The sequence below is a fragment of the Micromonospora sp. NPDC049044 genome (assembly GCF_040649215.1).
Taxonomy (GTDB): domain Bacteria; phylum Actinomycetota; class Actinomycetes; order Mycobacteriales; family Micromonosporaceae; genus Micromonospora.
On sequence record NZ_JBEZFA010000006.1, the window covers coordinates 148,074 to 169,518 of the forward strand.

Annotated in this window: 14 protein-coding genes; 1 reads left to right on the forward strand and 13 read right to left on the reverse strand. The window is 68.6% G+C overall.

Annotated elements, in window-relative coordinates; translation table 11 throughout:
• Nucleotides 1-175: 175 nt before the first annotated feature.
• Nucleotides 176-1,555 carry a DNRLRE domain-containing protein gene (locus AB0B85_RS06950; protein ID WP_357404400.1) on the forward strand — a complete coding sequence of 460 codons (1,380 nt, stop codon included), beginning with the start codon at nt 176-178 and terminating at the stop codon, nt 1,553-1,555.
• Between the two features lie 57 nt (nt 1,556-1,612).
• On the opposite strand, the gene mmsB is transcribed toward AB0B85_RS06950, so the two are convergent.
• The 13 genes from mmsB to araB all read right to left on the reverse strand — a co-directional run bounded on the left by mmsB (nt 1,613) and on the right by araB (nt 20,860).
• Nucleotides 1,613-2,863, reverse strand: a complete 1,251-nt coding sequence (gene mmsB / locus AB0B85_RS06955) for a multiple monosaccharide ABC transporter permease (RefSeq protein ID WP_357404402.1) — start codon at nt 2,861-2,863, stop codon at nt 1,613-1,615.
• On the reverse strand, nt 2,860-4,398 hold the full coding sequence (gene mmsA / locus AB0B85_RS06960; RefSeq protein WP_357404404.1) for a multiple monosaccharide ABC transporter ATP-binding protein: 1,539 nt from the start codon (nt 4,396-4,398) through the stop codon (nt 2,860-2,862). The genes mmsB and mmsA overlap by 4 nt, the downstream gene beginning before the upstream one ends.
• 80 nt (nt 4,399-4,478) lie before the next feature.
• Nucleotides 4,479-5,621, reverse strand: a complete 1,143-nt coding sequence (gene chvE, locus AB0B85_RS06965; RefSeq protein ID WP_357404406.1) for a multiple monosaccharide ABC transporter substrate-binding protein — start codon at nt 5,619-5,621, stop codon at nt 4,479-4,481.
• Nucleotides 5,622-6,209: 588 nt separating this feature from the next.
• Nucleotides 6,210-7,880, reverse strand: coding sequence for a ricin-type beta-trefoil lectin domain protein (locus tag AB0B85_RS06970; protein WP_357404408.1), 1,671 nt, complete (start codon nt 7,878-7,880; stop codon nt 6,210-6,212).
• A 307-nt stretch (nt 7,881-8,187) separates the two neighbouring features.
• Entirely contained in the window at nt 8,188-9,174 is a 987-nt protein-coding gene (locus AB0B85_RS06975) for a LacI family DNA-binding transcriptional regulator (RefSeq protein ID WP_357404410.1), read from the reverse strand.
• 416 nt (nt 9,175-9,590) lie between these two features.
• Nucleotides 9,591-11,714: a family 43 glycosylhydrolase gene (locus tag AB0B85_RS06980; RefSeq protein WP_357404412.1), complete on the reverse strand. Its 2,124-nt coding sequence runs from the start codon at nt 11,712-11,714 to the stop codon at nt 9,591-9,593.
• 340 nt (nt 11,715-12,054) lie between these two features.
• Complete coding sequence (gene araA / locus AB0B85_RS06985) at nt 12,055-13,557, reverse strand: L-arabinose isomerase (RefSeq protein WP_357404414.1); 1,503 nt, start codon at nt 13,555-13,557, stop codon at nt 12,055-12,057.
• Nucleotides 13,558-13,583: 26 nt separating this feature from the next.
• The gene (gene yjfF, locus AB0B85_RS06990; RefSeq protein WP_357404416.1) at nt 13,584-14,573 is read right to left on the reverse strand and encodes a galactofuranose ABC transporter, permease protein YjfF; all 990 of its coding nucleotides are present in this window, start codon (nt 14,571-14,573) and stop codon (nt 13,584-13,586) included.
• Nucleotides 14,570-15,640, reverse strand: a complete 1,071-nt coding sequence (locus tag AB0B85_RS06995) for an ABC transporter permease (RefSeq protein WP_357404418.1) — start codon at nt 15,638-15,640, stop codon at nt 14,570-14,572. The genes yjfF and AB0B85_RS06995 overlap by 4 nt, the downstream gene beginning before the upstream one ends.
• On the reverse strand, nt 15,637-17,178 hold the full coding sequence (locus AB0B85_RS07000; protein ID WP_357404420.1) for a sugar ABC transporter ATP-binding protein: 1,542 nt from the start codon (nt 17,176-17,178) through the stop codon (nt 15,637-15,639). Before AB0B85_RS07000 ends, AB0B85_RS06995 begins: the two co-directional genes overlap by 4 nt.
• A gap of 190 nt (nt 17,179-17,368) precedes the next feature.
• Nucleotides 17,369-18,373: an ABC transporter substrate-binding protein gene (locus tag AB0B85_RS07005; protein WP_357404423.1), complete on the reverse strand. Its 1,005-nt coding sequence runs from the start codon at nt 18,371-18,373 to the stop codon at nt 17,369-17,371.
• Nucleotides 18,374-18,503: 130 nt separating this feature from the next.
• Nucleotides 18,504-19,181 carry an L-ribulose-5-phosphate 4-epimerase gene (locus AB0B85_RS07010; protein WP_357404425.1) on the reverse strand — a complete coding sequence of 226 codons (678 nt, stop codon included), beginning with the start codon at nt 19,179-19,181 and terminating at the stop codon, nt 18,504-18,506.
• Nucleotides 19,178-20,860, reverse strand: a complete 1,683-nt coding sequence (gene araB, locus AB0B85_RS07015; RefSeq protein WP_357404427.1) for a ribulokinase — start codon at nt 20,858-20,860, stop codon at nt 19,178-19,180. The genes AB0B85_RS07010 and araB overlap by 4 nt, the downstream gene beginning before the upstream one ends.
• Nucleotides 20,861-21,445: the final 585 nt, after the last annotated feature.

Consider the following 21,445-nt stretch of genomic DNA (forward strand, 5'->3'; position numbering starts at 1 on the left):
CCGTCGCGGAGGGCACAACGGACCGCGCGTGGCAGCCCGGCGAGGTGCCGGTGAACGTGCCGCGAACATCGAGGTGTTCGCCTGCCGGGACGCGGTGTTCATCCGCCTGTTGCCCGCCGGCTCATCGACCTTCCTACATTCCTCTCGCTTCCCACCCGTAGCGAAGGAGTCCTGGATGGACATTCGATTCCCCCGTCCGACGATCACGACGGGAGCGGTGCTGGTGCTCGTCGCCGCGACCGCCGCCGTCGTGGTGACCGCCGCCGACGCGGCGTCGGCGGCGAGCGTGACGTTCACACCGGTCGCGGACACCTACGTCCAGAGCGACGCGACGTCCACCAACTACGGGACGTCCACGCAGATCGTGGCCGACAACTCTCCCGTACGCCGCTCGTTCCTGCGCTTCACAGTGAGCGGGGTCAGCGGGACGGTGACCGGCGCCAAGCTCCGACTGCGCACCATCAGCGGCAACAGCGGCAGCGATGCCGGTGGCACGTTCCGCCGGATGTCCAACACGACGTGGTCGGAGACCGGCACCACCTGGAACAACCAGCCGGCCATCGACGGGGCCACGCTCGGCACCCTCGGCGCGGTGAGTGGCAACACCTGGTACGAGGTCGACGTCACGGCCGCCGTCACCGGCAACGGGACGTACAGCTTCGGTGCCACCTCCGCCAGCGGCGACGGCGCCTACTACGACTCGCGCGAGAGCGGCGCGGACGCCCCGCAACTGGTGGTCACCACCGGAACCAGCACGCCGCCCACGTCCGGTGACCCGGTGTTCGTGGGGGCGGGCGACATCGCCGACTCCGGCTCCGGTGACAGCGCCACCGCGACGCTGCTCGACAGCATCCCCGGGACGGTCTTCACCACCGGCGACAACGTCTACGACAGCGGCACCGCGTCGCAGTTCAGCAGCTACTACGAGCCCACCTGGGGTCGGCACAAGTCGCGTACCCGCCCGTCGCCGGGCAACCACGACTACAACACGTCGGGCGCGACCGGTTACTACAACTACTTCGGTACGTCCGCCGGCCCGAGCGGACGTGGCTACTACTCGTTCGACCTCGGCAACTGGCACGTCGTGTCGCTGAACTCGAACATCAGCATGTCGGCCGGCTCCACCCAGGAGCAGTGGCTGCGGGCGGACCTGGCCGCCAGCGGCAAGCCGTGCACCATCGCCTACTGGCACCACCCGCTGTTCACGTCCAGCTCCAACCACGCGCCGTCGACATCCACGCGTCCGCTGTACCAGGCGCTCTACGACTACAACGCCGACGTCGTGGTGTGGGGACACAACCACGTGTACGAGCGCTTCGCGCCGATGAACCCGTCCGGTGGCGCCGACACCAGCCGGGGCATGCGCAGCTTCGTCGCCGGCATGGGCGGCGCGGGTCACTACAGCTTCGGCACCATCCAGCCCAACAGCGAGGCGCGCAACAGCTCCGCCTGGGGAGTCCTGAAGTTCACCCTGCACTCCGGCAGCTACGACTGGCAGTTCGTGCCGGTGGCCGGGCAGACCTACACCGACAGCGGCACCGGTACCTGCCACTGACGGACGCGTGCCCCCTGTCCGCGCGGCGGGCAGGGGGCACGTGCGTACCGTCGGACGTCAGCGGGCAGTGCCCGCCCGGCGCTTGTTGTAGACGTCGAAGGCGACAGCGACGAGCAGGACGAGGCCCTTCACCACCGACTGGGTCGACTGGTCGATGCCCATCAGCTGCATGCCGTTGCTCATCACCGCCATGATCAGACCACCGACCATCGCGCCCACCACGGTGCCCACCCCGCCGGTGACCGCCGCGCCGCCGATGAAGGCCGCGGCGATCGCGTCCAACTCGAACATGTTGCCGGCGGCAGGCTGAGCGCCGTTCGACCGCGAGGAGTAGATGACACCCGCCACCGCCGCCAGGAAGCCCATGTTCACGAACATCCAGAAGTTGACGGTGCGGACCTTCACCCCGGACAGCGCCGCCGCCGACAGGTTGCCGCCGATCGCGTACACCTGGCGACCGAAGACGGTACGCCGGGTGAGCAGGCCGTAGACCAGGACGAGAACCGCCAGGATGATCAGCACGATCGGCAGGCCGCGGGCGTGCGCCAACTGCCACGCGAAGTACATGATGACCGCGCCGACCAGCACGACCCGGGCGACGAACAGCGGGAACGACTCGACGGGCTGCTGGTAGCGGATGCGCGCCACACGGGTGCGGAAGCCACTCACCGCGTACCCGGCCACCGCGACGGCGCCGATCAGCAACGTGAAGGCGTCATAGCCCTGCCCGCCGAGCAGCCCGTTGAGGAAGCCCGCCGCGACCTTCTGGTACTCCGCCGGGAACGGCGACAGCGAGATGTTGTCGAGCACCCGGAGGGTGAGACCCCGGAACAGCAACATGCCGGCGAGCGTCACGATGAAGGCCGGAATGCCCGCGTACGCCACCCAGAAGCCGTGCCACGCGCCGACCGCGATGCCGACGGCGAGCGCGGCCAGGACGCCGATCCACCAGGGGTGACCCTGCTGGATCACCAGGACGGCGGAGACCGCTCCGGTAAGCGCGACGACCGATCCGACGGACAGGTCGATGTGCCCGCCGATGATCAGGATGACCATCCCGATCGCGAGCACCAGGATGTACGAGTACTGAAGGACGATGTTCGTGATGTTGCCGGGGCTCAGCAACACCCCGTCGGTCAGGATCGCGAAGAGCCCGACGATGACGACCAGCGCGACGTAGATCCCGCTCTGCCGCAGGTTGTTCAACACCAGCGCCCGCAGGTCGTTCGTGCCGCTGTGCAGAGCGGCGGCGGGTGTGTTGTCCGACGGTGTCGGGCTCTCCGTCGGAGGGGTCTTGATGCTGGTCACGCCACGAGCTCCTTGTCCTTGGTCATCAGCTCCATGAGGCTCTCCTGAGTTGCCTCGGCCACCGGCATCTCACCGGTGATCCGGCCGGCGGCGAGGGTGTAGATGCGGTCGCACATCCCGAGCAACTCCGGCAGCTCCGAGGAGATGACGATCACCGCCTTACCGGCGGCCACCAGCCGGTTGATGATCGTGTAGATCTCGTACTTGGCGCCGACGTCGATGCCCCGGGTGGGTTCGTCAAGGATCAGCACGTCCGGGTCGGTGAACAGCCACTTCGACAGCACGACCTTCTGCTGGTTGCCGCCGGAGAGCTTGCCGACGACCGCCATGACGCTCGTCGTCCGGATGTTCATCTCCCGCCGGCTCTCCTCGGCGACCTTGATCTCCTCATTGCCGTTCACCCAGCCGAGGCGGGACAGCCGGTCCAACGCGGCGGCGGAGACGTTGCGGCGGACGTCGTCGATGAGGTTGAGCCCGTACCGCTTGCGGTCCTCGGTGACGTAGGCGATGCCGTTGTCGATCGCCTCGGCGACGGTGCGCGCCTGCACCTCCTTGCCGCGTACGAAGATCCGGCCCCGGATGTCGCGCCCGTACGAGCGACCGAACACGCTCATCGCCAGCTCGGTGCGCCCCGCTCCCATCAGGCCCGCGATGCCGACGACCTCGCCGGCACGGACGGACAGGGCGACGTCCTCGACGACCATCCGGTCCTGCACCGGGTGCCGCACCGTCCAGTCCTCGATCCGCAGGACCTCCTCGCCGGGCGACGACTCGCGGTCGGGGTAGAAGCTGTCCAGGTCGCGCCCGACCATGCCCCGGATGATCCGCTGCTGGGTCACCTCGTCGGACTTCATGTCGAGGGTCTCCACCGCGCGCCCGTCCCGGATGACTGTGGTCGTGTCGGCGATCGCGGTGATCTCGTTGAGCTTGTGCGAGATCATGATGCAGGTGATGCCCTGGTCGCGCAGGGCCCGCAACAGGTCAAGCAGGTGCGCCGAGTCGATGTCGTTGAGCGCGGCCGTCGGCTCGTCCAGGATCAGCAGGCGCACCTTCTTCGACAGCGCCTTGGCGATCTCCACCAACTGCTGCTTGCCGACGCCGAGCTGGATGACCGGGGTGACGGGGTTCTCGTGCAGCCCGACGGACGCCAGCAGCTTGGCCGCTTCGGCGTTGGCCAGGTTCCAGTCGATCAGCCCGAGACGGCTGCGTCGCTCGCTGCCGAGGAAGATGTTCTCCGCGATCGACAGGTACGGCACCAGGGCGAGCTCCTGGTGGATGATGACGATGCCGTTGGCCTCGCTGTCCCGGATGCCCCGGAACTGCATCGGCTTGCCGTCGAAGAAGATCTCGCCATCGTAGGAACCGGAGGGGTAGACGCCGGACAGCACCTTCATCAGGGTGGACTTGCCGGCGCCGTTCTCACCACAGATGGCGTGGATCTCCCCGCGGCGCACTGCGAGGGTGACATCCTCCAGCGCGATCACGCCGGGGAAGGTCTTGGTGATGCGACGCATCTCGAGGATGGTGTCGTCCATTGTCACTGTCCTCCGTCAGGTCTGGACACGGTACGCCCAGACGTCGGGCCCGGCGGCGACCGCCGGGCCCGACGATTGGTTTACTTCTTGGCCTGACCGGCGGCGACCTCTTCCGCCGTCCAGTAGCCGGAGTCGATCAGCGCGGTCTTGATGTCGTCCTTGTAGACCGTCACGATCGGGAGCAGGTACGCCGGGACGACCTTGACACCGTTGTCGTACGTCTTGGTGTCGTTGGCCTGCGGCTCCTTCTTCTGCAGGAACGCCTCGGCCGCGTTCACGGCCTGGTCGGCCAGCAGGCGGGTGTCCTTGAAGACCGTGGAGCTCTGCACACCGTCGTTGATCAGCTTGATCGAGGCGATCTCGGCGTCCTGACCGGTCACCGGCGGGAGCTTCTTGGCGGCGGTGCCGTAGCCGGCGTTCTGCAGGGCGGTGATGATGCCCCGGGAGATGCCGTCGTACGGCGACAGCACGCCGTCGACCTTCGAGCCGTCGTTGTAGCTGGAGGTGAGCAGGTTCTCCATCCGCTTCTGCGCGGTCTCCTGCTGCCACCGCAGGGTGGCGACCTGCTCGGGGGTCGTCTGCTTCGACTTGACGACGAGCGTGCCGTTGTCGATGAACGGCTTCAGCGTGTCCATCGCGCCGTTGAAGAAGTACTGGGTGTTGTTGTCGTCGAGCGAGCCGGCGAAGAGTTCGATGTTGAACGGACCCTTGGCCGTGCCCTTCGAGCCGTCCTTGTTCAGCAGGCCGAGACCGACGAGCAGCCCGGTGCCCTGGGCGACGCCGACCTTGTAGTTGTCGAAGCTGACGTAGAAGTCGACGTTCTTGCTGCCGCGGATCAGCCGGTCGTAGGAGATGACCGGGATCTTCGCGTCGGCGGCGGCCTGCAGCTGGCTGCTGAGCGCGGTGCCGTCGATCGCGGCGATGACCAGGACGTCGGCGCCCTGAGTGATCATCTGGTCGACCTGCTGCGACTGGGTCGGGATGTCGTCGCCGGCGTACTGGAGGTCGACCTTGTAGCCCTTGGCCTCAAGCTTGGACTTCACGGCGTTGCCGTCGGCGATCCACCGCTCCGAGGTCTGGGTCGGCATCGACACACCGATGGTCAGGTCGCCAGGCTTGTCGGCGCTCTTGTCGTCGCCGCTGCCCGCGCCCCCGCCACTGCACGCTGCCATACTCAGCGTCAGCACCGCGCCGCCGAGAGCAACCAGGAATCTCCTGCGCACCGGCTTCTCCTCTCTGGATTCCCCCGTCGAGTGCCGGGGCCAAAACTGTCACCTTTCGGGGTAGTGTTAGCGCTCACATACGGCACGTCAACACCTGATCCGAAATACCGGTGTCACGGTCTCGTAACGGAGGCCTCCCGATGCATGGGGTCGTCGGCCGCAGTGGCTCCGACCTGGGATCACGGCATCGATCGGTGCCGGTGCGGAAGCCGCCGGGGAGACCGTCGCAGCCCACCACCGTCGGCCCGAGAGGCCACCACCGGGCCGCAGCCACCGTCGGCCCGAGAGGCCACCACCGGGCCGCAGCCACCGCCGGGCCGGGAGGCCACCACCGGGCCGCAGCCACCGCCGGGCCGGGAGGCCACCACCGGGCCGCAGCCACCGCCGGGCCGGGAGGCCAAGCCATCGGGCGGGCCCACCGGCCGCGCCACCAGGGCGTCACGCCACCGGGCCGAGCCACCACCGGCCGGGCAGCAGGGTCGGCTGACGCAGAGGTGCCCGCGGACGACGGGTGTCGTCCGCGGGCACCTGGCGGGCGGTCGGATCAGGCGGGCGGCCGCGACCTGGTCGGTCGACGGACCTGGTCGGTTATCGCCGCGTCCACCGTTGGTTCGCCGCCCCGGTGCAGGTCCAGAGGAGCACCGTGGTGCCGTTGGCCGTGCCGTTGTTGTTGACGTCGAGGCAGAGGCCGGACTGGTTGTTGCTGATCGTGCCGTTGGTGTTGATGGTCCACTGCTGGTTGGTTCCGCCGTTGCAGTCCCAGATCTGCGCCTTGGTGCCGGCCGTGGCGTTCAGCGGCGCGTCCAGGCACTTACCGAGCGACTGCAGGGTCTGACCGTTCGCGGTCCAGCGCTGGTTGGCGGCGCCGTTGCAGTCCCAGATCACCGGCTGGGTGCCGTTCGTGGTGTTGCTCGCCGGCACGTCGAGGCAGCGGCCTGAGGCGACACTGGCGAACGCGCCCGACGTGGTCGGCGGCGGGGTGGTCGGCGGCGGGGTCGTCGGCGGAGTCGTGCCGCCACCGCTGACCCGGTAGACCACAGTGCCGTGCGCCGGAACGCTGGCGCTGATCGTGCCGCTGCTGGAGGTGGTGGCACCGGACCACGCCTCGACCAGCGTGAACGAGCTGCCGGACTTGCCGACGGCGGCGGCCGTGGTGGAGATCGTCGTCGTCGAGCCACCCTGGTTGAACAGGGCGACTGCGACATCACCGTTTGCCAGTCGCTTGGCGAGCACCCGACGGGTGCCGTCGAAGGAGACCTGCGTCCCCTGCAGGCCGAGCGAGTCCTGGTTGATCGCGATCAGGTTGGCGTTCTTCAGGATGGTCTGCGTCGCGGAGTTCATGTTCCGGACGTCGTTGCCGGCGATCAGTGGAGACGCCATGATCGCCCACATCGCGAAGTGGCTGCGCATCTCCGTGTCGTTCATGCCGCCGCGGCCGATCTCCATCATGTCGGGATCGTTGAAGCCGCCGGGCCGCGCGTACGAGGCCAGCGGAACCGTCACGTTGATGATGTTCTGGATGCCCATCGGGTAACCGTTGGTCTGGCCGGTGTCCCACGCGTTGGTGATGTCCTCGGTGGTACGCCACATGTTCGCCACGTCGCCCCAGTTGCGCTGCGGGCCGGTCTTGGCGTGGATGCTGTTCGAGTTGATGCTGTAGACGATCGGGCGGCCGGTGGCGGCCAGCGCGTCACGCATCCGGGCGAAGGTGGTCACCTGGTCGTTGATGCTGCCCTCCGGCGAGCACCAGTCGTACTTGAGGAAGTCCACACCCCAGGCGGCGAACTGGCGGGCGTCCTGCGCCTCGTGCCCGCGGCTGCCGGTGGCACCGGGGTAAGAGTTGAAGTACTGCGCGCAGGTCTTGTCGACAGGCACCTGGTAGAGACCGAACTTCAGGCCCCGGGAGTGCAGGTAGTCGCCGAGCGCCTTCATCCCACTCGGGAACCGGCTCGGGTCGCCCTGGAGGTTGCCGGAGCTGTCCCGGTTCGGGTTGAACCAACAGTCGTCGACGACGACGTACTCGTAACCGAGGTCCCGCATCCCGCTGTTGACGATCGCATCCGCTGACTGCCGGATCAGGCCTTCGTTGATGTTGCAACCGAACGAGTTCCACGAATTCCAGCCCATGGGCGGAGTGCGTGCGACCCCGTTGTCAAGTGCCTGCGCCGCAGGGGCGCGGAGGCCGACCAGAGCGCCGGCGACCAGCACTCCGGCCGCTAGTACGCTCCCCCAGCGTCGACCTCGGGTGATGCGGTTCATCGAGCCTCCTTGTCGGTGGCGCCCGCCCGTGACTACGATCCGAGTGCTGGGCCGGAAGTGGGACGCCGATTCTTGTTAGCGTTAACAGAGACGCCCATCATGTTACGGTGAGATTTCACGAGGTTCAATAGCTCCCCGACAGTTGCATCGCTACTTGTCGATGAGGAAACGCCCAGTTCGATTGACCTACGTCTAACCGATCGTGACGGCGCGTATCGCGGCGAGGTGAGCACGACACCGGGCACCCCCACCGGGCAGCGCCGGTCACGCTGGTGAACGCCGCGTCCGGCGGCCGTCGGCCCGACTGTCAGCGCTGCGGTGGCGCGACGCTCCCCCGGGCAACCAGGGCCGGGGCGATCGTCTGCCGCAAGGCCCCACCGGTGCCCGATTCGATCTGGGTCAGCAGCATCTGTAGGCTCGCCCGCGCCACCGCGTCGAAGTCGGGACGGACGGTGGTCAGCGGCGGGATGAAGTATGCCGCCTCCGGCACATCGTCGAAGCCGACCACGCTGATGTCGTGCGGCACCCGCCGGCCGAACTCGTGCAACGCCCGCAGCACGCCCAGCGCGAGATGGTCGTTGGCGGTGAAGACCGCGGTGACCTCCGGCATCCTCGCCAACATCTGCCCGCACCGGTAACCCGACGCGGCGGACCAGTCCCCCGGCATCAGCGGCGGCGGGTCCACCCCGGCCGTCAGCAGCGCCTCCCGCCAGCCGTCGATCCGGCCGACGCTGTCGAACCAGTCGAACGGCCCCGAGACGTGCCAGACGGTGCGGTGCCCCGCGTCGAGCAGGTGCTGGGTCGCCGCGCGGGCGCCCGCCACCTGGTCGACGGTCACCAACGGCACCGGCCGGCTCGGGTCGCCGTCGACAGTGACAAGCGGGACATCCTGCGGCAGTCGTTCCAGCGCCTCACCCGCCGACTCGACAGGTGCGATGACCACGATGCCGGCGACCCGGTGCGACAGGTGTCGCTCGACGGCGGCCGAGATGGAACGGTGGTCCAGGTTTCGCACGCTGCCGACGCTCACCGCGAAACCCTCTTCGGCGGCGGTCTGTTCCAACGCGGCCAGCATCGACGCCGGGCCGTAGAGCGTGGTGTTCTGTGCGACCACCCCAATGACCTGGGACCGGCCGGTCACCAGGGCACGAGCCGCGCCGTTGGGACGGTAGCCGAGTTCGGCGATCGCCGCCCGCACCCGAAGCCGGGTCTGCTCACGAACGTTGGGGTGCCCGTTGAGCACCCGCGACACCGTCTGATGGGAGACGCCGGCCAGACGAGCGACATCTGTCATCGCGGGACCGTGGACGGCCATTTCACTCTCCCCGCTACGTCTCCGGCCCGCGGCCCGTCGACGTCGACTGGAGCGGCCCGGCCCGATCCCCCTGGCTCAGCCACCACGCCGGTGCTGAATCCCAGGTGACCAGCGCTGAATCGCCGTCAGTCTACGCCAGCAACCGCTTCGAATACGCCACCGCGGTGGCCGGACTGTGGAACGTGCCGAAGCCGCACAACGCTTTTCCCACGCCCGGTATGCGGCCGACCGGCGTGCGGCCGCCGACTGCGCTGGCACGCAAACCTGCTCCACGCTCCTGGACAGAGCGTGGAGCAGGCCAACCGGGAGCCTGACGTGGTGGCGCCGACTGCGCGTGCCGGGCGGGCAGACGCTCGTCGACGCCACCTGTCAAACCGACAGCCGTGTGACGGGCGTCACGGCGTGGTCAGGTCGAATCGGCGGACCGTGACCGCGCCGCCGAGCGCCTGCGTTGCGTGGTTGAAGATGGCGAACCGGTAACCCATGAAGAACTGCCAGTTGTTCGCCAGGGTCAGGGCATTGCCGAACGAGGTGAAGTTGACCCCGTCCGTGCTGTACGAGAAGCGAGCCTGTCGGCCGGATCCCGGTCTGATGTCGGCGTTGGCGCGCAACCAGATCCGGCCACCGGAGACGGCGGTGCTGGCCACCTCGCTGCCGGTGCTCGTGGTGTTCCAACTGCCGTCCATCGTGAGCCCGTTCTGCATGACCAGACGGGTGGACCCGTTGTCCCGCCGGATCCCGATCCACGCTGACGAGTTGCGCAACACCGCCAGGCCGGTGCGGTCACCGTCGCGCATCGTGGAGTAGTCCAACTCGATGGTGGCCGTCGAGGTGGGGCCCTGGATCCGGTGGGTGAGCGTGTTGCGCGCCTTGTACAGGTCGCCGGTGACGGTGGCGGTCTGCAGGTTCAGCCCGTTGTTCACCGACCACTTGCTGTTGTCGGGGTTGTGGTTCCACTCCCACTGCGGTCCTAGGGTGGTGCCGGCGAACGTGTCGGTGCCGGTGAGCGGCTTGACCGCTCGCGGCGGCGCGGGCAGGTTCGGCTTCGGGTACGTGGTGCCCCACGTGCCGTTGACCGTCTGCAGCACGGGCCAGCCGTCGCCGGTCCAGGTGATCGGGGCCATCGCCGGCATCCGACCGCCGGGGTACGCGTCGACGAAGGACATGTAGTACCAGTCGCCGTTCTGGGTCTGCACCAGCCCACCCTGGTGCGGCACGCCGCCACCGGAGATCGGGCCGGGCAGGTTGAGCAGCACCTGCCGCTGCTCGTACGGGCCGAACGGGCCGTTCGTCGACTTCAGCACGTACTGGCCGTTGGCCGGGCGGGTGAGCCAGATGTAGTAGGCGCCGTTGCGCTTGTAGAAGCGCGCACCCTCAAGCGTCCCGATGCTGGACGGCGTCTGGTACACCTGCTGGGCGCGGACCTGGGACTTCCCGTCGGCGGACAGCTGCGCGACGCTGATCGTGCCGTTGCCGTACGCCACGTACATGGTGTCGTTGTCGTCGATCAGCATCCCGGCGTCGTAGTAGCAGTTGGGGATGGTGGTGTGCTTGCTCCAGGTGCCGTCGACGGCGGACGCGGTGTAGATGTGGGTCTGCGCGAAGTCGATGCAGCCGGCCCAGTAGTACGTCCTGTTGCTCGGGCGGTAGTTCAACGTCGACGCCCAGATCCCGTCGACGTACGCGTTGCCGCCGCTCATGTCGTACTTCGAACCGAAGTCGAGCCGGGGCACGGAGTGCCCGGCGTACTCCCAGTTCACCAGGTCGTACGAGCGCAGTACCGGCGCACCCGGTGAGTAGTGCATGGTGGAGGCCGACATGTAGTAGGCGTTGTCCACCCGGATGATGTCGACGTCGGCGAAGTCCTGCCAGACCACCGGGTTCGTGTACGTGCCGTTCGACGGCGGTGGCGTGGTGGTGGGGGGCGGCGTGGTGGGGTTGCTGCCACCATCGACGCGGACCAGTTGCCACTGCTGGTTGGTGCCGTTCCAGTCGTCGTACTGGACGATGTTGCCGCCGTCGGCGGTCGAGGCGCTCTGCACCTCCATCACCTTGTTGCTGTTGCGGTTGGTCAGCCGGACGTAGCCGCTGTCCGAGTCGGTCAACCGGAACTGCTGGTTGGTGCTGTTGTTGTCGGTCCACTGCACGATCGCCCCGCCGTTGGCGGTGGAGAAGCCGGAGACGTCGAGCACCTTGCCCGACAACCTCGACTTGAGCCGGTAGTAGCCGCCGCCGGAGTCGACGAACTGCCACTGCTGCTGGTTGCCGTTGTTGCGCGTCCACTGGGTGATCCGGGCGCCGTCATTCGTGGCCAGGTTGTAGACGTCCACCGCCTTGCCACTGTTGCGGTTCACCAACACGTACCAGGCGCTGGTGTCGACAGTTGCCGCTGACGCGGGCGCCGCGGCCACCGCCGCGGCCGCGCCACCGACCACAAGCACCATAGCGGCGACGGCGAGTCTCGACAGCCACCCGCGCCGTCGTGGCGCACCCCGGGGAACCCGACCGATGGAAAGCATGATCCTCCTCTGCTGACGCGAACCGTGCGGTCTGGGCCGGCGTCCGCGGCACCGGGCGGGGCACCGAGCTGGCCAGGCCCGGCCATGTGATCGCTAACACCGATCGCCCGACCGTCGCGGTGACGAGGTGCCGAAACCGCCGGGTAGGACGCGCACGCGGCCGGACCAGCCAACGACATCGACCATCTTGGCTATAGACTGTGAGCGATAACATGCTGTTAGTCAAGGCGTAACACAACCGCCTCGTGGCCCTGCTGGCGTAGACGCGAACGGGTGGCCCACCCCCGCCCGCAGGCAGGGATGGACCACCCGATGTGTCCGATCGCGGCGAGGGCGTCGCTCAGAAGCCGCGAGCCAGCCGGTAGTAGGCCTGGTTCCAGCGGAGCTCGTCGGCGAAGCGGCGGGGCTCCGTGTCGGCGTCGATGACGACCAGCTCGGTGCGACTCATCTCCGCCAGGTCGTGCAGCTCCTCCACCCCCACCGCCTGCGACAGCACTGTGTGGTGCGGGGCGCCTGCGGTGATCCACGCCTCGGCCGAGACCGGCAGGTCGGGGCGCGGACGCCAGACGGCACGGGCCACCGGCAACCGGCGCAACGGCTGCGGCGGGGCCACCACGTCGATCTCGTTGGCCACCAGCCGGAAACGCTCCCCCATGTCGGAGAGCCCGAGCACCACCGCCGGACCGGGTGCGGCGTCGAACACCAGCCGGACCGGGTCCTCCCGGCCACCGATGCTCAACGGGTGGATCTCCACGTTGGGCACGTCGGCGGCGATCGTCGGGCAGACCTCCAGCATGTGGGCGCCCAGCACCAACTCGTTGCCCGGCGTGAGGTCGTAGGTGTAGTCCTCCATGAACGACGTGCCGCCGTCCACGCCCACCGACATCGCCTTGAGCGTGTGCACCAGGACCGAGGTCTTCCAGTCGCCCTCGCCACCGAAGCCGTAGCCGTCGGCCATCAGCCGCTGCACCGCGATGCCCGGCAGCTGACGCAGGCCGCCGAGGTCCTCGAAGTTGGTGGTGAAGGCCCGGAACCCGCCCGCGTCCAGGAACGCGCGCATGCCCAACTCCAGGCGGGCCGCGTACCGCAGGGAGTCGTGCCGCTCGCCCCCGGACAGCAGGTCACCGACGATCCGGTAGGTGGCCTCGTACTCCTTGACCAGCTCGTTCACCTGCGCGTCGGTGACCTGGCCGACCACCTCGACCAGGTCGTTGACGCCGTAGGTGTTCACCGACACCCCGAACCGCAGCTCCGCCTCGACCTTGTCGCCCTCGGTCACCGCCACGTCGCGCATGTTGTCGCCGAAGCGGGCCAGCCGCAGCGACCGCATCGCCGACCAGCCGATCGCGGCGCGGGCCCACGCCCCGACCCGGGCCGACACCCGCGGGTCGCTGACGTGCCCGGCCACCGTCTTGCGGGCCACGCCGAGGCGGGTCTGGATGTACCCGAACTCACGGTCGCCGTGGGCGGCCTGGTTCAGGTTCATGAAGTCCATGTCGATGTCGTTCCACGGCAGCACGACGTTCGCCTGCGTGTGCAGGTGCAGCAGCGGCGTCTGCAACGCGTCCAGACCGGAAATCCACATCTTCGCCGGCGAGAAGGTGTGCATCCAGGCGATGACCCCGACGGCACCCTGGGCGGCGGCCTCCCGACAGACCTGCAGGATCTCACCGCTGTTGGTCAGGACGGGCTTCCAGACCACCCGGGCGGGAATCTGCGGCGAGTCGTCGAGCGCGGCCGCGATCTGGCGAGACTGCTCGGCGACCTGCCGGAGCGTCTCCTCGCCGTACATGCCTTGGCTGCCGGTGAGGAACCAGATCTCGGGTTCGGTGTGTGGTGCCATGGGGTTGCCTTCCGCGAGAGGAACTGTCACTTGTAACGGATTCCGATGAGGCGCTGGAGGAGGATGAACGCGAAGAGCAGGCCGCCGATCACGATCTTGGTCCACCAGGAGTTGAGGCTCCCATCGAAGGTGATGAGGGTCTGGATCACGCCCAGGACCAGCACGCCCAGCACCGTTCCGAAGACGTAACCCGCGCCCCCGGTGAGCACGGTGCCACCGATGACGACGGCGGCGATGACGTCGAGCTCCATGCCGACGGCGATCAGTGGCGCACCGGAGAGGGTGTAGAAGGACAGCAGGATCCCACCGATCGCGGAGCACAGGCCGCTGATCGTGTAGACGGCGATGCGGGTCCGCCCCACCGGCAGGCCCATCAGCAGGGCCGACTGGGGGTTGCCGCCGATGGCGTACACGTTGCGGCCCAGCCGGGTGTAGGCCAGCACGTACGCGGCGATGGCGAGCACGACGAACGCGATGAGCACGCTTATCGAGACGAAGTTGCCCCGGGGATCGCCGATGCGCTCCTGCGACATCCTGGTCCAGAACCCGTCGGTGATCGGAATGGACGAGCCGGAGATCAACGTGCACATGCCCCGGGCGAAGAACATCCCGGCGAGCGTGACGATGAACGGCTGGATCTCGAAGAAGTGGATGGCGCAGCCCATCAGCAGGCCGAGGGTCGGGCCGATGAGCAGGGCGATCACGAGCACCAGCGCCGCGGGCAGGCCCTCCTGCAGGAGCCAGGCCGACACCATCGCCGTCATCGCCACGACGGAACCGACCGACAGGTCGATGCCGCCGGTGAGGATCACGAAGGTCATCCCGATCGCGACCACGAGCAGGAAGCCGTTGTCGATGAAGACGTTGAAGATGACCTGCACGTTGGAGAACGCCGTGTACTGCGACACCCCGATGCCGTACATCACCAGCAGCAGGGCGAGCGTCGCCAGGACCGGGATCTGCTTCCTCGGCAGCCGGAACCGGTTACGACCGGCGGTAAGCGTTCCAGTGGTCATGCCGGCACCTGCTCCTTCGGCTTGTCGGCGATGGCGGCGGCCGGTGACGCGCTGCGCCTGCGGCGGGTGAACCGGGCCCGGAAGGCCGGTGCCTGGATGAGGCAGACGGCGATCACGACGACCGCCTTGAACAGCAGCGCGGTCTGCGGCGAGATGTCCATGGCGTACACCGTGGTGGTCAGGGTCTGGATGATCAGCGCACCGATGATGGTGCCGCTGAGGAAGAACCGACCGCCCGCGAGGGACGTGCCACCGATGACCACCGCGAGAATGGCGTCCAACTCCACCCAGAGGCCGGCGGCGTTACCGTCGGCACTGGAGACGTTCGCCGTCATCATGAACCCGGCGATCGCGGCGCACGCGGCGCTGATCACGTACACGAGGAAGATGACCCGGCCGGACCGGATGCCGGCGAGGCGACTCGCCACCGCGTTACCGCCCACCGACTCGACGATCATGCCGAGCGCGGTGCGGCGGGTGAACGCGGCCACGAGCAGGGCCGCGGCGAGGGCGATGAAGATGGCAAGCGGCAGGGTCAGCGCGTGACCCAGCCCGATCGCCCGGTACGGCTCGGAGTTGATGGTGATGATCTGGCCCTCGGTGATCAGCTGGGCGAGGCCCCGGCCGGCCACCATCAGGATCAGGGTGGCGATGATCGGCTGGATGCCGATCACGGCCACCAGCACGCCGTTCCAGGCGCCGAGCACGAGCGAGACGCCGAGCGCCAACGCGAGGGCGGTCAGCACCACGCCGAGGCTGTTCTGGTCGGGCTGCTTGCTGATGTACATGCAGGCGATCGCGCCGCTGATCGCGCAGAGTGAGCCGACCGACAGGTCGATGCCGCCGGTGGAGATGACAAGGGTCATCCCCAGCGCGACAAGGATCAACGGTGCGCTCAGCCGCAGGATGTCGATCGGCGTGCCGTACAGGTGCCCGTCCTTCAGCTCGATGGACAGGAACCCGGGCCGGTAGATCGTGTTCGCGGCGAGCATCACGATCAGCACGGCGGCGGGCCAGAACAGCCGGTGACCGGTGACCGTCCGGTAGCGGCTCATTGTGTCGTTCATCGGTCTGCCTCCTCGCGGTGGGATCCACTCGCGATGGTCTGCATGATGCGGTCGGCGTCGAGGCTGTCGTCGTTCGCGAGCTGCGCGACCATCTGCCGGTCCCGCATCACCGCCACCTTGTGACTGAGCCGCAGCACCTCCTCCAACTCGGCGGAGATGAACAGCACCGCCATGCCACCGTCGGAGAGCTGCGTCACGAGTTTCTGGATCTCGGTCTTCGCGCCGATGTCGATGCCCCGGGTCGGCTCGTCGAGGATCAACAGTCGAGGCTCGGTAATCAACCACCGGGCCAGGAGAACCTTCTGCTGGTTGCCACCGGAGAGGTTGCGGACCGGCACCTCCGGGTCCGCGGGCCGGATGTTGAGCGCCTTGACGTACTTGTCGACAAGCTCGTCCTGACGACGACGCGGAATGGGTCGCAGCCAGCCGCGGGCCGCCTGCATGGCGAGGATCATGTTCTCGCGGACCGACAGGTCGGCGACGATGCCTTCCGCCCGGCGGTTCTCCGAGCAGAAGCCGACGCCGTGGTCGATGGCCTGCGCGGGGGTCCGCAGGCTGCTGGACGTGCCGTCGATGGCCACCTGACCGCCGTCGGTTTTGTCGGCGCCGAACAACAACCGCGCGACTTCGGTACGCCCCGAGCCCAGCAGGCCGGCCAGGCCCACCACCTCGCCGGCGTGGATGGTGAGGCTGAACGGCTCGACCGCGCCCGAGCGACCGAAGTTCGACACCGCCACCAGGGGGGTGCCCTCCTCCAGCGCGGCCAGGTCCCGCCGGGAGTGCTCCTCGATGCCCTCGAGCACGTCGAGTTCCTTGCCGATCATCTTCTCGACGAGGGAGAGCTGGGGCAGCTCGGCGGTCAGGTACTCGCCGACGAGCCCACCGTTGCGCAGCACGGTGATGCGGTCCGCGATCTCGTAGACCTGGTCGAGGAAGTGCGTCACGAACAGGATCGCGATGCCCTCGTCGCGCAGTTGCCGCATGATGCGGAACAACTGCGCCACCTCGCCGGCGTCGAGGCTGGACGTCGGCTCGTCCAGGATCAGCACCCGGGCCTTGATGTCGATCGCGCGGGCGATGGCGACCATCTGCTGGATCGCCAGCGAGTACGAGCCGAGCGGCGCGCTGACGTCGAGGTCGAGGTCGAGGCGGGCCAACAGGGCCCGGGCGCGCCGGCGCACCTCACCCCAGCGGACGGCGCCCAGCAGCCGGGGCTCCCGGCCGATGAAGATGTTCTCCGCCACCGAGAGGTTGGTGCAGAGGTTGACCTCCTGGAACACGGTGCTCACGCCGGCCGCGGTCGCCTGCATCGGCCCGCTGAAGGACACCGGCTCGCCGTCCAGCGTGACGGCGCCGTCGTCGGTGTCGTAGACGCCGGTCAGCACCTTGATGAGTGTCGACTTGCCGGCGCCGTTCTCGCCCATCAGGGCGTGCACCTCGCCGGGAAAAAGCCGGAAGTTGACGTCGTGGAGTGCGCGCACCCCGGGAAAGGACTTGCTGATCCCGGTCATCGTCAGGACCGGACGGCTATCCGTCATCCCATCAGACCTCTTCTGGGGGTTGTCGACGCGGAAGGGCCGCTGCGCTCCCACCGCGCCCGCCCGGCCGCCCCTGCGGGCGGCTCGGGCGGGCGTGGCGCGGGTCATCGCGGGTCATGCCCGGTCCGTTCGGGTTTATGGGGCGACGAGGCGGGGCCGCCACGCGAGCGCGGCGGCCCCCCGACGTCGATCAGTACTTGCGGTTGGGCAGAGCCTCCTTGGCCTGCTCCTGGGTGAAGGTGGTCTCCTGGGTCTCGATCCGAGCCGGCACCGTCTCACCCGCGTGGACCTTCTTGGCCAGGTCCATCAGCTGCGGGCCGAGCAGCGGGCTGCACTCCGCGATGAAGTTGAACTTCCCGTCGGCGAGGGCCTGCATCCCATCCTTGACGGCGTCGACAGTGATGATGGTGATGTCCTTGCCCGGCGTCTTGCCGGCGGCGGTGATCGCCTCGAGCGCGCCCAGACCCATGTCGTCGTTGTGCGCGAACAGCACGTCGATCTTCGGGTTGGCCTTGAGGAACTGCTCCATCACCTGCTTGCCACCGGCGCGGGTGAAGTCACCCGGCTGGGAGGCGATGATCTTCAGGTTCGGGTTGGCGGCGATCGCCTCGCCGAAGCCCTTCTTGCGGTCGTTCGCCGGCGCCGCACCGGTGTTGCCCTGCAGCTCGACGATGTTCACCGGACCGGTGGCGGACTTCTTCTGCTCGACCAGCCACTCACCGGCGAGCCGGCCCTCCTTGACGAAGTCCGAGCCGAGGAACGTCTTGTACAGGCTCTTGTCCGCCGAGTCGACCGAGCGGTCGGTCAGGATGACCGGGATGCCGGCGTCCTTGGCCTCCTTGAGGACGGTGTCCCAACCGGATTCCACCACCGGCGAGAAGGCGATGACGTCCACCTTCTGCTGGATGTAGTTGCGGATCGCCTTGATCTGGTTTTCCTGCTTCTGCTGCGCGTCGTCGAACTTCAGCTCGATGCCGGCCTCGGCGGCCGACTCCTTGATCGAGGTGGTGTTCGCGGTACGCCAACCGCTCTCCGCGCCGACCTGCGAGAAGCCCATCGTGATCTTGCCGTCGTCCTTGGCGTCGCCGCCGCCGGTGTCGCTGTTGCCGCAGGCCGCCATGCTGCCGACGAGCAGCACACTGGCGAGAACCGTGGCAGCGCGCCACGGAGCGGAGTGCATTCGCATCTTTCGCATCGAATCTCCTTGGCTCGGTGTGGTGGGGAACCGCGCCAACCGCCGATGTGCAAGGAGCGGCGTACGCGGGTGTTGCGTGCTGCTACTTCGGGGTGGTGCAGACCGGCGGGTCGGAGGTGGCCGCAGAGGGTCAGGAACCCGCCGGTGGGACTGGTTGTTGACCGTAGACGTTCTGGTAGCGGTCATGAAGGGCGTCGATGTCGGCCGGCGCGATCGGCACCGGCTGCCCGAGTGCGCGGGCCAGGTGCGCGGTACGAGCCACGTCCTCACACATCACCGCGGCCTTGACCGCCGCGCGGGCGTCACGGCCGATGGTGAAGACACCGTGATTGCGCATCAGCACCGCTGGTGAGCGGTGGCCGGCGAGCGTGCTGACGATGCCCTTGCCGATGTCGTCGCCGCCGATCAGGGCGAACGGACCCACCGGGATCTCCCCACCGAACTCGTCGGCCTGGGCGGTGAGATAGCAGGGGATCGACTCCCCCCGCGCCGCCCAGGCGGTGGCGTACGAGCTGTGGGTGTGCACGACCCCACCGACCTCGGGCATGGACCGGTAGACGTACGCGTGGGCGGCGGTGTCGCTGGACGGGGCGAACTCGCCCTCCACGAGGACACCGTCGAGGTCACATACCACCATCGTGTCCGCCGTCAGCTCGTCGTAGCCCACGCCGCTCGGCTTGATCACCATGAGGTTGCGGCCGGGCACCCGGGCGGAGACGTTGCCGGCCGTCCAGGCGACCAGGTGGTACCGGGTGAGTTCGGCGTGCAGGCGGGCAACCGTCTCGCGCAGCTCGCTGAGTGCGGTCACGCGACCACCTCCAGCGCGGCCTCCTGCGTGGTCGCGGCGGTCTCGACAGCCGCGTTACGGATCGCCCGCAGGCGGAGCATGACGTCGTTGCCGCCGCGTCCGAAGTGGTCGTGCAGCGTCCGGTACTCCGCGTAGAGGGCGTCGTAGGCGCGCGCCCGGTCCGGGTCCGGACGGTAGACCGCCTCGTGCACCCGGCCCATCGCCTGCGACGCTTCGTGGATCGACGGGAACTCACCGGCGGCGACGGCGGCATGGATCGCCGACCCGAGCGCCGGCCCCTGCGCGGACGCGATGATGTTCAGCGGTCGCCGGGTCACGTCGGCGTAGATCTGCATCAGCAGCGCGTTGTTGGTGAGGCCACCGGCGATCACCAGGTCGTTCACTGCCACACCGGCGTCGACGAACGCCTCGATGATCATGCGCGTGCCGAAGGCGGTCGACTCCAGCAGCGCCCGGTAGATGTCCTGCGGCCGGGTGGCCAGGGTCATTCCGACGATCATCCCGCTGAGGTCGTGGTTGACGAGCAGCGAGCGGTTGCCGTTCCACCAGTCGAGCGCGATCAGCCCGTGCCCGCCGACCGGCTGGCTCGCGGCCAGCTCGGTGAGCTGTTCGTGCGAGTCGATGCCGGCCGGGGCGGCGTGCTTGACGAACCAGCCGAAGATGTCGCCGACACCGCTCTGCCCGGCCTCGTAACCCCACGCGCCGGGGCTGATGCCGCCGTCCACGACACCGCACATCCCGGCCACCTCGGCGACCTGCGCGCCGTTGACGACGTGGCAGGTCGAGGTGCCCATGATCGCGACGAGCCGACCGGGCTCCACCGCCTGCGCGGACGCCGCGGTGACGTGCGCGTCGACGTTGCCGACGGCCACCGCGATCCCCTCCGGCAGGCCGGTCCAGGCGGCGGCCTGGGCGGTGAGCGCGCCGGCCCGCGCGCCGAGCGGCAGCAACGGACCGTCAAGCTTGGTCACGAAGTCGCCGAAGTCGGGGTTGAGCGCGGTCAGGAAGCTCTCGGACGGGTACTTGCCGTCCTGGAGGATGCCCTTGTATCCGGCGGTGCAGACGTTACGGGTCTCGGTGCCGCAGAGCTGCCAGACGATCCAGTCGGCCGCCTCGACGAAGCGCTCGGCCCGGTCGTAGACCTCGGGATCCTCCTCAAGGATCTGCAGGCCCTTGGCGTACTGCCACTCGGCGGAGATCTTGCCGCCGTAGCGGCCGATCCACGGCTCGGCCCGCTCGTGGGCCAGCGCGTTGATCCGGTCGGCGTGCGGCTGCGCGGCGTGGTGCTTCCACAGCTTGACCCAGGCGTGCGGCCGGTCGCGCAACTCGGGCGTCTCACACAGTGGGGTGCCGTCGGCAAGCGTGGGCAGCACCGTGCAGGCGGTGAAGTCGATGCCGATGCCGACCACCGCGGCGGGATCCACCCCCGCGGCGGACACCGCCGCCGGGACGGCGCGACGCAGCACCTCGCGGTAGTCGTCCGGGTTCTGCAGAGCCCAGTCCGGGGGCAGCGCTCGGCCTCCCGGAAGTGCCGTGCTGATCACACCGTCGCCGTACTCGTGCACCGCGGTCCCCAGCTCGGCACCATCGCCGACACGGACCACCAGAGCTCGCCCGGACAGGGTGCCGAAGTCGACACCGACGACGTAGCGGTCGTCAGCTCCGTCCACACGGTTCATGTTCACCTCCACCGTTAACGGGGATAGTGTTAACGCTCACATCCAGCCTCGTCAAGACATCCAGGCGCAACAGCTCCGTAACGGAACGGGGAAGCCGGACCGACTCGGGCGCGTCGTCGGCGGACCCCCACAAAGCACGCGAATCCGATGTCTTCCGCCGAACGGGCACTCGGGACGGGGGGTGCCGAACGAACCCGACGCCGACCGGACGCCGCTCGGTCGGCGGGGCGACAGGTATCGCACCTCCCACCACGAGCCACCCGCCAGCCGGCAACGCGGGACCGAGCCGGAATGATGTTGGCGATAACATCACCGGAGCGTCGCGCCCCGTTGATCAGACCCGCAGCCCGGCCACCGGCCGGCGCGATGGCGCACCGGCGAGCGCCCCGGCGGACGACGGGCTCACCTCGCGGCCCCACACCGGGCCGGTGTTATCGATAACATTCGACAGTTGGTCGATGCCTGGGCAGCCCGCGCGACGCCGTCGGCCGCGCGACAGGGACAGCCGGCGGGAGCGCCAGGGGGGGGGCGGCCCCCGGACGGCCCAGGCGATGGCGGAGGCCAGACACGGCGGCGGGGAGGGGT